The 14,286-nt window shown below is 43.3% G+C and carries 11 protein-coding genes and 1 pseudogene; 6 read left to right on the forward strand and 6 right to left on the reverse strand.

The window, feature by feature from the left end; translation table 11 throughout:
- Positions 1-98 precede the first annotated feature (98 nt).
- Positions 99-971: a calcium-binding protein gene (locus tag JGK11_RS26220; RefSeq protein WP_293175453.1), complete on the reverse strand. Its 873-nt coding sequence runs from the start codon at positions 969-971 to the stop codon at positions 99-101.
- A gap of 651 nt (positions 972-1,622) precedes the next feature.
- Positions 1,623-1,799, reverse strand: a complete 177-nt coding sequence (locus JGK11_RS26225) for a hypothetical protein (RefSeq protein WP_293189505.1) — start codon at positions 1,797-1,799, stop codon at positions 1,623-1,625.
- Positions 1,800-3,346: 1,547 nt separating this feature from the next.
- Between JGK11_RS26225 and JGK11_RS26230 the strand changes: the two genes are divergently transcribed.
- Entirely contained in the window at positions 3,347-3,544 is a 198-nt protein-coding gene (locus JGK11_RS26230) for a hypothetical protein (RefSeq protein ID WP_293175455.1), read from the forward strand.
- 755 nt (positions 3,545-4,299) lie between these two features.
- Positions 4,300-4,500, forward strand: coding sequence for a hypothetical protein (locus tag JGK11_RS26235; protein ID WP_293175457.1), 201 nt, complete (start codon positions 4,300-4,302; stop codon positions 4,498-4,500).
- Between the two features lie 295 nt (positions 4,501-4,795).
- On the opposite strand, the gene JGK11_RS26240 is transcribed toward JGK11_RS26235, so the two are convergent.
- Entirely contained in the window at positions 4,796-5,338 is a 543-nt protein-coding gene (locus JGK11_RS26240) for a pentapeptide repeat-containing protein (protein WP_293204384.1), read from the reverse strand.
- Between the two features lie 31 nt (positions 5,339-5,369).
- Positions 5,370-6,558 (reverse strand): annotated as a pseudogene (locus JGK11_RS26245) (RNA-guided endonuclease TnpB family protein).
- 142 nt (positions 6,559-6,700) lie between these two features.
- On the opposite strand from JGK11_RS26245, the gene JGK11_RS26250 reads away from it, so the two are divergent.
- Positions 6,701-7,216 (forward strand): phosphoribosyltransferase family protein, encoded by a 516-nt coding sequence (locus tag JGK11_RS26250; RefSeq protein ID WP_293213468.1) that lies wholly within the window; start codon positions 6,701-6,703, stop codon positions 7,214-7,216.
- 293 nt (positions 7,217-7,509) lie between these two features.
- On the opposite strand, the gene dxr is transcribed toward JGK11_RS26250, so the two are convergent.
- On the reverse strand, positions 7,510-8,700 hold the full coding sequence (gene dxr / locus JGK11_RS26255) for a 1-deoxy-D-xylulose-5-phosphate reductoisomerase (protein ID WP_293213464.1): 1,191 nt from the start codon (positions 8,698-8,700) through the stop codon (positions 7,510-7,512).
- 295 nt (positions 8,701-8,995) lie between these two features.
- Here dxr and JGK11_RS26260 point away from each other — a divergent pair, with 295 nt between their 5' ends.
- From JGK11_RS26260 to JGK11_RS26270, 3 genes are all read left to right on the forward strand, one after another.
- Positions 8,996-10,558, forward strand: coding sequence for a DUF2079 domain-containing protein (locus JGK11_RS26260; protein ID WP_293175473.1), 1,563 nt, complete (start codon positions 8,996-8,998; stop codon positions 10,556-10,558).
- 9 nt (positions 10,559-10,567) lie between these two features.
- The gene (locus tag JGK11_RS26265) at positions 10,568-12,133 is read left to right on the forward strand and encodes a DUF2079 domain-containing protein (RefSeq protein ID WP_293213466.1); all 1,566 of its coding nucleotides are present in this window, start codon (positions 10,568-10,570) and stop codon (positions 12,131-12,133) included.
- Between the two features lie 104 nt (positions 12,134-12,237).
- Positions 12,238-13,677, forward strand: coding sequence for a DUF2079 domain-containing protein (locus tag JGK11_RS26270; protein WP_293175467.1), 1,440 nt, complete (start codon positions 12,238-12,240; stop codon positions 13,675-13,677).
- A gap of 83 nt (positions 13,678-13,760) precedes the next feature.
- On the opposite strand, the gene JGK11_RS26275 is transcribed toward JGK11_RS26270, so the two are convergent.
- Positions 13,761-14,286: transposase (locus JGK11_RS26275; protein ID WP_293175469.1), on the reverse strand; the 526-nt coding region annotated here is incomplete at its 5' end.

The following is a 14,286-nucleotide window of genomic DNA, read 5'->3' on the forward strand; positions in this document are numbered from 1 at the left end:
ATCACTTTCTTAAGATTGAAGCCTTCAAAATTGTCAGACTGCCGCGTGAGAACAGCCCCGGAATCTGTCCGGTGCTGTTCTCACAATAGCTAGTTTTTCTAGAACAGCTCGAAGTTGTTCTTGCTGACAGCAGTGGAGCTAAGATTGAGCCCCGGTTGCAGTTGAGCCACAGTCTTCACTCCGCCGTTACCTGGATTGTAGTACAACAAACCGTTTTGCGGGTCGTAGACGATCTTGTTCAAAGTATTTGCTGGTGCGCTTCCGGGAGCAAAACCAGCAACCACGATAAAGTCGGTAGCATCGAAAGAGCCACCCAAACCAGAGAAAGCATTGCGATCGAAACTGAGTTTATCTTCACCGGGGTTAAAGTCGGTAATTGTGTCAATTCCATAATCGCCACCAACACCAGCAAAGTAGAACGTATCGCTACCGGCGCCGCCAGTCAGAAGGTCAGATCCTCTGTCGCCAGAGATAAAGTCATCCCCTCTCCCACCATCGACAGTATCGTTCCCTCGACCGCCGAACAGACTGTCGTTGCCGTCACCGCCCAAGACGATATCATTGCCGTCACCGCCCAAAGCAGTATCGTTACCCGATCCGCCAAGTACCGTGTCATTGCCCCGATCTCCGGAGACGAAATCAGCACCATCACCGCCGTTGACGAGATCGAAACCTTTACCGCCGAAGAGTGTGTCGTTGCCGTTACCACCATCGACTACATCGTTGCCTGTACCAGCGTAGATAGTATCATTGTCGCTGCCACCACCCACACTATCATTGCCACCTCCTGAAAAAATCAGGTCATTCTCACTGCCACCAGCAATGATATCGTTGCCCCCAAAAGTTAGGATGATATCCTCTTCGATCGTTCCACGTATCCTGTTATCGCCTTGGGTGCCGATAATATCAAGTCCACCCCCACGATTTTCAACTGCCGATTGTGGCTGAGTTGGATTAGTTACCTGTGTCATTTACATTCCCCCCCTAAATTATTTTTTCTACTTGTTCCCTTCAACGGGATTTCATCAATTAAACGGGACATCGGTTGAGACCCAGATTGACCCGGCTGCTATAGGCTTTCATGTACCATTTTTAATGGGACTATGCTCTTTGATAGAACTTGCACGCCAGATGGCAAATAATGATCGATCGCACAAATTGCGATCGTCAGGATTGCGTAATAATTAACAGAGTGCCATTTCTTAGTACGCTTCAATCAACCTGACTGTTCAGTTAAAATATTAGTTCCCCAAAAAAACAAAAACACTAGATTTATCTCCAAAGCATTAAGCAGCAAGGTTTTAGAGGCCGAAATGAGTTATCCCCACAAGTTATCTGTGGGAATGGCCCGTGCATAAGATATTTTCTGTCATGGGAAGCACGTCAACGCAGCCTTCCACAACAAATCAATAGCAGCCCTTTGTAAAAGTGTCAGTGCTGCCTAAGTCTTAGGTAAGTTGGAATACAGCTATATTTAAAAAATTAATTTTATAAATTATAGTTTTCAGCAATTATTTATTGCTAATTGCTAATTCCGACGCGCTCGAACACAATAAATTAACAATTAGCAATTTCCCGAAAAAATCGTTGGCATTCATAGACAAGCTGTACTATTTACCCGCTCAGTGTGATTCTAAGTCTGCTGGTGACCCGTTGACATAGCTCTGGCTGTCGTAGCTGTAGATGTGAGCGTCAGTTTGGAAAAGATAATTGATTGAACTAGCTGCATAGTAGGTCAGCACTAGCAGCGACACTGCGTTAAGAATTCCATAAATTCGCTTCTCAGACATTTCGTTCATTTTCACTCCTAGGGTTTGTGCAAATAGTGAATTTTGATACTGTGACGGCACTTTTTTGGGGAAGTTCCCAAAAATGCAGCACCAGATCAAAATTCCATCGCTCGCCTTATAAACTCACTCGTTATTCCTCCCATAAAACAAGTCCTGCTTGAGACAAGCAAGAGTTTTGTTGGCTATTTCATATTGAAGTCTCTGCCTTTAATTGTGTATCTAACTGTGGTAAGAGTTTCGGACTTGTGGCGATCTCGAACTCTACAATTTTCTGTTGGAAAGCTGCTACAATCTGTCAATATCTAACATCAAAAGCTTACAGGGTAAAAAGTATAGCTTTTTATCAAAAACCAGCAATGATTTTCGCCAATTCGATTAATGGTACGCAGAAGCCGGAAATAATAAAAATCATTAAGTTGTCAGCCGAACGCTAAAATATGTCTGAAGTTATACTCTTGCCAGCAAGAGAACGTGTTAAATTTCCTGTTAAGTTTGAGCTTGGTGGAGGTGGCAAGATAATTTATGACTGAAAAAATTTTGCGGTCGCTGTCCAAAATCGGGGTCTCACACTTTTGACCAATAATTTCACAGGTGGTACCCGCCACGTGATTTATCCGTGGAATCAATCCCAAATCGAAAATCGAAAATCCTCTCTTCCCCCGAATTTATCCGTGGGGTCGGACTGAGTGGCAGCCTTAAATCACAATCTCACCAAATAACAGCAGGCATCAAAAAACAGAAGGCAGAATTTGATAGGGGTAAAAACATACTGTTTTAGGATTCAGTATTTTTATTATCTGATTCCACCTTCTAGATGCCACGTTTTGTAATAAAACAAGATGATTTACTCGATGGGAGGAGCGAGGAATGATGATTCAGGCAAGATGACTAACTATGTTTGAGTCAGTTACTTCCACAATTTACTATAATTTTTGCTCTGCTTTAGCTTCTTGTTCAACCGACTTTCTGCTACTAATTTGAAACAGGGATAAGGGTAGAACAATAGGCCAAACCAGGGGGCCGAGTAGTAAGGCCACCCAAGAGAGCAAGTCTTTTTTGGATGTTGAAGTATCGTTCCAAAAAACAATGAACCAAACCACAAAAACGATTAAGGAAACCGAAAAGTAGCCAATAATGAGCATTCTTTTACCTGCCTGCCTATAGATGGGGTCGAAGTATTGATAATTTATTGTATCTCAGGCTGCGGCTCGCCGATCGCAACTGGAGGCCTTGGTGAGGAGTGTTGAAAACGAACAGTTTTACCAGTCTGGGAGTCCACAGCCTAGGATGTCGGAGGCACACCGACGAAACCACCAACAATCGCGCTCAAAGTCTTGCCATCAGGAGTTTTTGAGGTTTCGTCCAACCTGGAGGCTACCGCCACAATCACAGCCAATGCGATCGAGGTCTCTCCTTTTAAGTGATTTGACTCACGTACACTTAGAGATTTAGATCACAAGCAGATCTCAGAAAGATCACAGAGCTTACCCGACGGCCATCACCCTACTCTGTTCTCAAATGCTGGATATTAGAATAGCCGAGTTCAACGAGATTTCATGCAAACTCTGACTTTAAAATCCGATCGCACGATCGCTGAACTATTTTATCAAGTAACGCATTCGGGCAATCTGAGTCGTACCGAAAGTCACGGACTGCGTACACTTTGTGAAAGCGCTCTGTGCGAAGACGATCGAGATGCAGTCAACCGCCTACTTCACGCTATCCGCCGCGGATGGGTCAGAATTTCCGATTAGTACCCTCAGACAGTAAGTTTAGATTGGTAGTTCTACTCTGTCTGGTGTAAAGCTTTGCCCGCAAGTAAGATTTCCGTGAGTAGGTCTCTCCATTAACCCTCTCAAAAATATTTTTTGTTGCGATCGTGGCGATCGCACCCGGTTTCTTGAAGATGCCGGGATTTTTGATGCAAAACCGTTAACAGTCCTTAGTGCTGTCCCCGCACGCGGACAGTAGTCAGTAGTCAGCAGCGGGCACTCATTAAGTATATCTACGGAAAAAAAAACTACACAAAGATACCCAGTAAATGCAAGCAAAGTGGGTTTCCCAACACCGTAAAAGTTTTACGTTTAATATCGGTTGATTTAGTTAGGAGTAATTACTTAGTAGTCATCGCAAAAAAAAGGCAGTACATTGTAGGTGTTTTTCAGCGTCAAGATCGCTCATATACAAAAGAGTAAATGAGTGTTCTCACCCCTCAACGCATCTATGTTTATTGGTAAGGACATACTTAGTGATTTGTTAAATTAATATTAATTTGTTTGTCAGCAGCTTTTAACAAAAAACACAGATTTTGGAGTTACTAAAAAGGAGGAATCGGGACGGGGTTTGTGTTTCGAGATGCTCTCTCGATCGAGGAAACATCCGCTCCCCAAGTCCGATTGACACAAATCACCAATCAAGACAGAATCGATCACATTTACTGGCGTATTTGAATCACATAAATATTTGGAAAATCAGTCAATAATGTCAAAAGTGATTTCAAAAAAAACCAATGATGACCCAAACGTTTTTACCTCAATTTACGATTGCAGAGCTAGTGTTTCAGGTATATCACTCCGGTCTGCTGACTCCCACTCACCGACAACAGCTCAAGAGTGCGCTATTAAATGACTGTCTTACCGAAGAAGATCAAACAGCCATCAACCGCTTGCTCCACGCGGTTCGCCGGGGCTGGCTGAAAGTTGTAGATTAAACTGTTACCCAAAATTTTGCCACTTCTCTTTAAATGCACTGTCAATCAATTTGAGATTTGAGATTTGAGATTTGAGATTTGAGATTTGAGATTGTCTCAACAGATAAATCTGGAGATTGAACTTTGATCTAAAATTTTTGACTCTCCACTAGGCGAGTCTCGGAGGCCTGTCTCCGTTTTTGGGCGGGGTAACCTGAAGATCGAATTAAATCCCCTCAATAAAATCTGGAATTAAGCTAAATGTAGGGTGCGCCACCAGCACCCTGCGGTTTTAAATTCTGTGTTGCAAGCTTATTTACTCCGAGATTGTGCCGTCAGGCATCATAGCTTCTCTCAGATTCGCCTCCTTCCAATTTGTCCCGCGCAAAGAAGCTTGATGCAAGTTTGCTCCCCTGAAATTTGCTCCTTTAAGGGAAACTCCGCTCAAATCTGCTAGATGCAGATTTGCACAAATCAGGTTAGCTCCGCTCAAATCTGCTCCCTTCAAATTAGCTTTTTCGAGATTTGCTTCTGTCAAATTAGCCCAACTCAAATTTGCTTGAGTGAGATTAGCATGGCTGAGATCGGCTTGTGTTAAGTTGGCGTCAGTTAAATTTGCTTGAGTCAGGTTGATTCCGCAAAGTTTTACTTCTGTCAAATTGGCACCTTGCAAGTTAGCGTTAACTGCATAAACTTGAATCAAAATTGCCCGTTGAAGGTTGGCATCTCTGATGTCTGCACCCCTGAGACTCGCCCCCGTAAAATCTGCCCCGCTGAGCACGGCACTCCGCAAGATAGCTCCGCTCAAGTTTGCTCCCACTGCATTGCATTCGCCAAAATTAGCCGACTTGACATCCACCCCGGCGTAAACGCACGGGGATTCCTAAGACTCACGACTTAGGTTTCTGCTTCCGTCCACTAGGGGTTTTCGCACCTGCCTTAACAGATTTACTCTGTTCGGGTCTTACAGTCGCTCCACAGACTGACACGGCAAGCCCTGCCGCCAAAATGTTATGAGCTGCATTGATATCTCGGTCATGGTGAGTACCGCACTGAGGGCAATCCCATTCCCGGATATTCAACGGCATCTTTTCAACGATGTGACCGCAATTGCCACATCGTTTAGAACTCGGAAACCAGCGATCGATCTTAATTAAAGTGCGACCGTACCAATCGCACTTGTAGTCAAGTTGTCTGACCAATTCCCCCCAACTTGCATCACTTATAGAAGCAGCAAGTTTCCGATTTTTAACCATATTTTTCACAGCTAAATCTTCTACGGCGATGGTTTGGTTTTCACGCACCAACCGCGTTGTTAACTTGTGAAGATTATCTCTCCTTGCATCAGTGATTTCTTGATGCACTTTCGCTACTTTAAGCCGTGCCTTTTGACGGTTGTTCGACCCTTTTTGCTTGCGACTTAAAGATTTCTGCGCTCTTCTAAGCTTGTGATACTTGGCCTTGAATCCTTTGGGATTGGCAATCTTTTCGCCGTTGCTCAGTGCAAGCAAGCTTGTGATTCCTAAATCGATGCCGACTTGACTGTCTGTTTTAGGTAGTGCTTCAATTTCAACATCTACCAACAGAGAAACTGACCACCTACCTGATGGTGCAAGCTTCACGCTTAAGGTTGATGGTGTTGCACCATCAGGTAGTGTCCGGCTCCAGCGAATCGGTAACGCTTGGGTATTTTTTGCTAGGTAGACTTGTCCATCTCTGAACTTAAATGCTGACGAAAGTAAATTCTGCACTACCACCATTGCGTTTCTTTTTGAAGTTGGGGTATTTCGCCCGCCCGTCAAAAAAGTTAGTATAAGCTGTTTGTAAATGTCTCAAACACTGCTGCAATGGCACACAGCTAACGTCATTGAGGAAATCTAATTCCTCAGTTTTTTTCCAATCTGTCAGCATACTAGAAGTTTCAGCATACGCTACCCGTTTTTGGTCTTTGTACCAAGCTTCAGTCCTCGCTGCCAAAGCGCGGTTGTAGACCAAACGGATACAGCCCAAAGTACGTCGCAACAAACTTTCTTGTTCCGGCGTTGGGTAGAATCGATAGCTGAAGGCTTTTAGTGTCATGCTTACCTTGAGTGCGCTATTTTCACATACTAGCACGTCTTATGTGAAATAATAAGTCTTAACAAAAATTTAAGTAAAGCCGTCCTATAAGGCGATGCACTGAGCGTAGCCGAAGTGACGGGGTTTCTAACCCAATTTTATGATGAACGACCTTTACATTTCTTGGTCTGAGTACCACCGAAAAATTGAAGATTTGGCTGTAAAAATTGATGAATCTCAATGGAAATTCGATCGCATTGTCTGTTTGGCGAGGGGAGGGCTGCGCGTCGGCGATACTCTGTCGCGGATTTTCGACAAACCTCTGGCGATTTTAGCAGCCTCGTCCTATTGTGGGGCGGAGGGAAAAGTCCGGCGGGCGATCGAGTTTGCGCGGGATTTGACAATGGTGGGCGATAATTTGGGCAGCCACATTCTGCTAGTTGACGATTTGGTGGATTCGGGAATTAGTTTAGAGCAAGCTATTGTTTGGCTGAAGAGTCGTTACGGCGAGGATATTCAGGAAATTCGGACTGCTGTGCTTTGGTACAAGGCTTGCTCTGTTGCAGTGCCCGATTATTATGTAGATTATTTGGCTGACAATCCTTGGATTCATCAACCTTTTGAAATGTACGAAAAGATGAGTGCGGCTGATTTGGCGGCGAAAGCGGGGAGTTACTGAAATCCGCCCCTAGGCGTGTTTTGTTTGAAGTTGCTCTTTTACCCAAGCTCGAAATGCTCTGATTGTTGGGCTTCTTCCTTGGGTGTTGCTGCGATCGACATATTGGGGAATTATATCAATAATGGGAAAATATAAGACGGCGGTTGAAACCGCGTCTACAAAAACGAATTCCGCCTCCGCGGAATGAAGAAATAAATGAAGAAAATCGCGTAATTTTCACCATCTTATCTTCAACCCGCGCACCATCCGGGTTTTGTTTGTATAGACGCGGTTTCAACCGCTCCATCTAAGAATCAGCGAACCGAAAGAATACGATCGCCCAATTCCATGCTTTTTGTCAAAACTTCCTGCCGCGCCCACCGATCCGCAGCCAAAATATCATCTAAAGCCGGACTTTCACAGTTATCAGCTTGATGTTTGTCGCACACCTTTTCAATCAACTTCGGAATATCCAAAAATGTAATCTTTTCCTCCAAAAATAGCGCTACAGCCTGTTCGTTTGCCGCATTCAGCACCGCCGGCATCGAACCACCGGCACGTCCCGCCGCATAGGCTAACTGCATACAAGGATACTTTTCGTGATCGGGTTCTCGGAAAGTTAAATCACCGGATTTTACTAAATCCAGCTTCGGCCAATCTGTTTGAATTCGCTCCGGCCAAGACAAAGCGTAAAGTAGGGGCAAACGCATATCCGGCCAGCCCAATTGTGCCAAAACGGATGTATCTTGTAGCTCAATTAACGAGTGAATGATACTCTGGGGATGGATGACAATATCAATGTCATCATAATCCATTCCGAACAGGTAATGAGCCTCAATTACTTCTAATCCTTTATTCATCAAAGTAGCAGAATCAATGGTGATTTTCTGCCCCATCGACCAATTCGGATGTTTCAAGGCATCGGCGACTGTTACTTGTGCTAATTTGTCGATCGGCAAATCTCGAAAAGAACCGCCCGAAGCTGTGAGAATAATTCGGCGCAACCCTCCCGCCGGTATGCCTTGGAGGCATTGAAAAATTGCCGAATGTTCCGAGTCTGCCGGCAATATTTTAACCCCGTATTTTTCGATCAGGGGGTTGACAACGGGGCCGCCGGCGATTAATGTTTCTTTATTGGCTAAGGCGATATCTTTGCCTGCTTTGATAGCGGCAATTGTTGGCAGCAAACCGGCACAGCCAACTATGCCGGTGACGACGGCTTCAGCATCGCCATATTTGGCAACTTCGACAACGCCTGACTCGCCAGCAAGTAAAATAGGTTGAGGGTCGAGATCTGCGATCGCGCTTTGCAATTCCTCTAATTTATCTTCGTCGCAAATCGCGACAATTTCTGGTTTAAACTGGCGAATTTGTTGTGCGAGTAACGTTACATTTCGTCCGGCGGTTAACCCGACAATCCGAAATTGTTCCGGGTATTGAGCTACAATATCCAGAGTCTGAGTGCCGATGGAGCCTGTGGAGCCGAGAAGAGTTATTGCTTTCACAATTTTTTAAGGTTTTGTGGATTATTCTAATATTACGATTACCGGAACTAAAATTAGCGGTTAACTATGCCGCAATACGGTTCAATTAAGACAGATCCCCCCTAACCCCCCTTAAAAAAGGGGAGTAGGGGGTGGGACAAGAATGCTCTCAAAGTCAACCCCTACTCCCCTTCTTAAGGGGGATTTAGGGGGATCTCCGGCGCATAAATAGTTTTAAGTGAACCGTATTGAACTATGGCGTGGTAAGCATATTTGAAGGAATCATATTTTGAGTCGTCAGTTAGTGCCAGATTTCATGGAAAATGGGGAAAATTTTGCTGATGACCATGAGGATATCGGCGTTGGAATCGGGGAAAATATAGAAGAAGGTCGATCGCGCTTACCGTCGAGTTTGGTTTGGGCGATCGCCATTGCTGCTACAATTTTCTTTGCCTGTAGCAGTTTGCGGCACGCTTTATTCCAATCCACAGCCTTCGATTTGGGAATTTTTGACCAAGCAATTTACTTGCTGAGTCAAAACCAAACGCCGTTTTCTTCCTTGATGGGGATTCATATTTTGGGAGATCACGCAGCGGTAATCTATTATCCGCTGGCTTTGTTGTACAAAATTTACCCGGATGTGCATTGGCTGCTGTTGGTACAAGCAGTTGCTTTATCGCTGGGAGCCTGGCCTAGCTGGAGTTTAGCGCGTTTGGCGGGTTTAAATCAAGAAGAGTCTCGTGCGATCGCCCTAATTTATTTGCTCTATCCGGTGGTATTCAACATCAACTTATTTGATTTTCACCCGGAAGTAATCGCTTTACCCGCACTGTTAGCAGCAATTTTAGCAGCGCGCTTAAATAAACTGGTGTGGTTTTGTACCGCAATTCTGCTGGTGTTAAGTTGCAAGGCAGTTTTGTCTATAACCGTTGCTGCTATTGGCTTATGGCTGTTTGTTTGCGATAAAAAGCAACGATTTGGGGCGATCGCACTTTTACTCGGTGTAGCATGGTTTTTGATAGCTTCCCAAAAAATCATCCCCTACTTTAGCGGTAGCGAAGTCGCCGGAGTCGGGCGTTACAGCTATTTAGGCAAATCAGTCCTAGAAATCATCATCAACCTCATATTAAAACCACAGCTAGTATTAGGAAAAATCCTTTCCTTCGACACATTCAAATACTTATTTGTCCTCACCTTACCCGTAATTTGGCTGTTGCTGCCATTCTCCCGCAAAAGCAACCTCAAATATTTAACATCCCTAATTCCAGCCATCCCTACATTAATTATCAATATCCTCTCCGATTTACCATTTCAACGCAGTTTAGCTTATCAATATTCAGTGCCAATTGTCCCATTTTTAATCTTAGCAATTATCGCCAAAGAACAAGGAATAAAAAATACAAACATACTCAATCAACCGTTATCTAGCGCACCAAATACCGCAAAGCTACAATTTAAAAACATCCAAATTCCGCAACTGTGGCTGGGAATGCAATTACCCAAAGCAATGATAATTTGGTCATTAATAATATTCCTATTGCTGGGAGAATCCAAAGACTTTATTCTGTACGCAAATAGACTAGATACCTGGCAAGCCACACGAGAAGCAATCGCCCAAGTTCAACCCCAAAGCAGTATTTTAACAGATAATAGACTTGCTCCTCACTTTGCCCATCGCCCCACAGTCAAACTACTTTCACAAACTTCACCTCAAACAAATCTAGCTGAATTTAAATACATATTATTAAACCTGCGCCATCCGTGGCCAGATACTGAAAAAATTGGTAACACCTTAGCAAATCAACTTAAAAACGATCGCGCTTTTCAATTAACTTATCACAAAAAACAAGTTCTACTATTTAAACGCATCGCCGATTAAACCAAGAAAATGCTAACCTTACAATCCCCAAAATCCCATCCAGTATTGTTAATGATTGTCGTCACAACGATAATCTTATTTGTAGCCAGCAGCGCGCGCCACGCTTTATTTCATTCCACTGCCTACGACTTAGCAATTTTTGACCAAGCAATTTACTTAATCTCCCAAAATCAAACACCATTTTCCTCATTAATGGAAATCAATATTTTAGGAGATCATACTGCCTTTATCTTCTATCCCCTAGCCTTACTCTACAAAATATATCCCGACGTGCACTGGCTGTTATTCGTGCAAGCTTTTGCCCTAGCCTTAGGTGCTTGGCCTAGTTGGAGTTTAGCACGTCAAGCGGGATTAACTGAACCAAAGGCGATCGCCATTTCAGCCATGTATCTGCTATATCCCGCAGTATTTAACGTCAATCTCTTCGACTTCCACCCCGAAGTCATAGCAATGTCCGCCATTTTAGCAGCAATCCTAGCCGCCAGACTGAATAAAACATTGTGGTTTTGTGCAGCCATCCTCTTAATCTTAAGCTGCAAAGCCGTGCTATCTTTGACAGTCTTGATGATGGGAGTTTGGTTATTCTTCTTTGAGAAAACCCGCAAGTGCGGACTCATTGCTATATTTCTCGGTGCAGCCTGGTTTTTGATAGCTACTCAAGCAATCGTACCATATTTCAATCAAGGCAAACAACACGCAGGTGTCGGGCGATATCAATATTTAGGAAACTCAGTTTTGGAAATTGCGATTAATTTAATCTTGAAACCAAATCTCATTTTAGGCCGTTTGTTTTCGACTGATACTTTCGGATATTTGATTTTGTTGTTTTTCCCTGTAATTTGGTGGCTTTCCCCGCGCCACCTGTCACCATTAATAGGTGCTTTTCCCATGCTAGTGATGAATATTCTTTCGGATATTGACGCCCAGCGAGATTTGATTCACCAGTATTCAGTACCGATATTTCCTTTTGTATTAACCGTGGTAATCTCTACCATAGCAGACAGACAGCAAAGAGGCAATAATTTTTGGAAAAATGCCGGAAATTATCTATGGAATCACCGCAATTTGATGCCGCGAATTTGGAAGCCAGTCTCGAAACGTATTTCGATTAAATCTGTCAAACATATCTGGATGCGCCGCCTGTGGATTCACCGCAGTTGGAGGTGGGGAAAATTGCTATTTGCTAATGTGTCTAAATTGTTAATTTTGTGGTCGTTTTTGAGTTTCTTAATTTTAGCAAAGTATGGATATTTTGGGACAATTTATTTAGAGTCTCTCGATACTTGGCAAGCGACGCGGCAGGCAATTAATAGAGTGCAAACTCAAGGCAATGTCTTAACGGATAATTCCCTAGCAACTCATCTCGCTCATCGTGCAACAATTAAATTGTTGCATCAAGTTGCCAACGGACAAAGTTTGAATGAATTTGAGTATGTGCTATTAAATATGCGCCATCCTTGGCACGATACTGCGGATACTGCTGCGAGTGTCGTGACTCAACTGAAACAATCTCCTGCATTTAAAATTAGCTTTCAGCAAGATGATGTTTTTTTGTTTCAGAAAATCAGCAATTAGTAGACTTATTGCAATTATTCATTGATAAACCAACCGCAGATTTAAGGCAAATGCAACACAGACAGACGCAGATAATTTTAAGATAATTTGGGAATGAATACAATATGAACAATTTTAAGCTAAAATATCATCCAGTAAGTTGGCAAATCGCCCTTTTCGCCCTAATATTTTTTCTATGCAGCAGTGTACGCCACGCCCTGCTTGAATCCAACGCCTTTGAGCTCGGAATTTACGATCAAGTAGCGTATCTCATCAGTCAAGGAGAAACGCCATTTTCCTCATTTCTGGAAATTCACCACCTGGGAAATCACGCCGCTGGGGTGATGTATCCCGTGGCTTGGCTGTACAAAATATATCCCGATGTTCATTGGCTGTTGTTAGTGCAAGCAGTCGCCCTGACATCCGGGGCTTGGCCGGCTTGGGGTTTGGCTAGTCAAGCTGGGTTAAAGAATAGTATAGCTTGGGCGATCGCCTGTATCTACCTTTTCTACCCCTTAGTCTTCAATGTCAACCTCTTCGACTTCCACCCCGAAGTCATTGCTTTACCCGCACTGCTAGCAGCAATCCTCGCCGCGCGGCTGAATAAAACTCTGTGGTTTTGTGCTGCCATCGTCTTAGTTTTGAGCTGCAAAGCCGTGTTATCTTTAACTGTAGCTGCGATGGGATTGTGGCTCTTATGTTTTGACAAAAAACGCAATTGCGGGCTGATAGCTCTATTTCTTGGCGTAGGTTGGTTTCTGGTAGTTACTCAGGGAATTATACCATATTTCAATCAGGGAAGAGAACACGCGGGAATCGGGCGATATCAATATTTGGGAAACTCGGTTTTAGAAATAGCTGTTAATTTAATCTTGAAACCAAATCTAATTTTAGGGCGTTTGTTTTCTGCTGACACTTTTGAATATTTAGCCTTATTAATATTACCTGTAATTTGGTGGATTTCGCCACGGCATCTGACACCTTTAATTAGCGCTGTACCAATGTTGGCGATGAATATTCTTTCGGATATCCCCGCTCAACGAGACTTGATTCATCAATATTCTATTCCGATATTGCCGTTTTTGTTGGTTGCGGTAATTTCTAGTTTAGCAGATAGGAATCAGCACCAGGGAAATACAATCTTTGATAAATTGCCAATTCCTAAATATCAATTACCGAGAGTTATTGTAATTTGGTCGTTAATTGGTTTCTTAGCTTTAGCGAAATACGGCTATTTTTGGACTATTTATGTAGATTCCCTCGACACTTTGTCGGCTAGCAGAGAAGCGATCGCCCTCGTCAACACAAAAGGCAGTGTTTTAACCACTTCTCACATGGCTCCGCACTTAACGCACCGCCCTGTAGTACGCTTAACTCAGGCTCAGACGCCTCCTGGAAATCTCGCAGAGTTTGAGTATGTCTTGCTAAATCTGAGGTATCCTGGCTGGATGAGCGATCGAGCTTTTGTGCAAAACCTCATAACTCAACTCGCCAACCATCCCCAATTTACACTCAAATATCAGCGGGATGACATTTATCTATTTGTCCAAAACGCTAATAAATGATTTTATATCATCTCATATCGAGCGACATAATATTTTACCTGGTCAAATTGACGCTTAATAGCTGGTAAAAGTATAGTCATCTATTACATGACATGGGAGGCTTCAATTCCCTCCCCTTTCACTTTTACTTCGAGCGGATTAACCCGCCTCGGCTGAGCTACGCAGCTCTCTATCCCATCGCCAAAGGCATTTGGGATTGCTTTTCTCAAAATATTATAAGATCCATTAACATCAGCATTAATCAATCGACCGTCTGATGTTTTGTACAATCCTCTCTTAATTCGCTTTCCACTAAATTTGGCATCCTGGGCGCCAATATTCCCATAGACAGGAATTGGATCTAAATTTAAAAAATTCGATTTGGAAGTATAGGATTCTTCTTGTTCTATCACTTTTATTCCCATCAATTCAGCTTTGTATTTCAACATTTCAATTAGTCGAGCATGAGGAATGCTGACAAAGTTTTGATTTGTTTTCTTGCCTAAATTGATCTCATTTTTCCATTGTACGTTTTTGCCAATTACTAGCGTCCCTATCTTTTGTGATGCGAGCAGATTGACTATCTGCCGACTGGCGTGGTGCAAGTAATTATCCACTTTTTGATGGCGA

The organism is Microcoleus sp. PH2017_34_RAT_O_A, from assembly GCF_020737885.1.
Lineage (GTDB): Bacteria > Cyanobacteriota > Cyanobacteriia > Cyanobacteriales > Microcoleaceae > Microcoleus.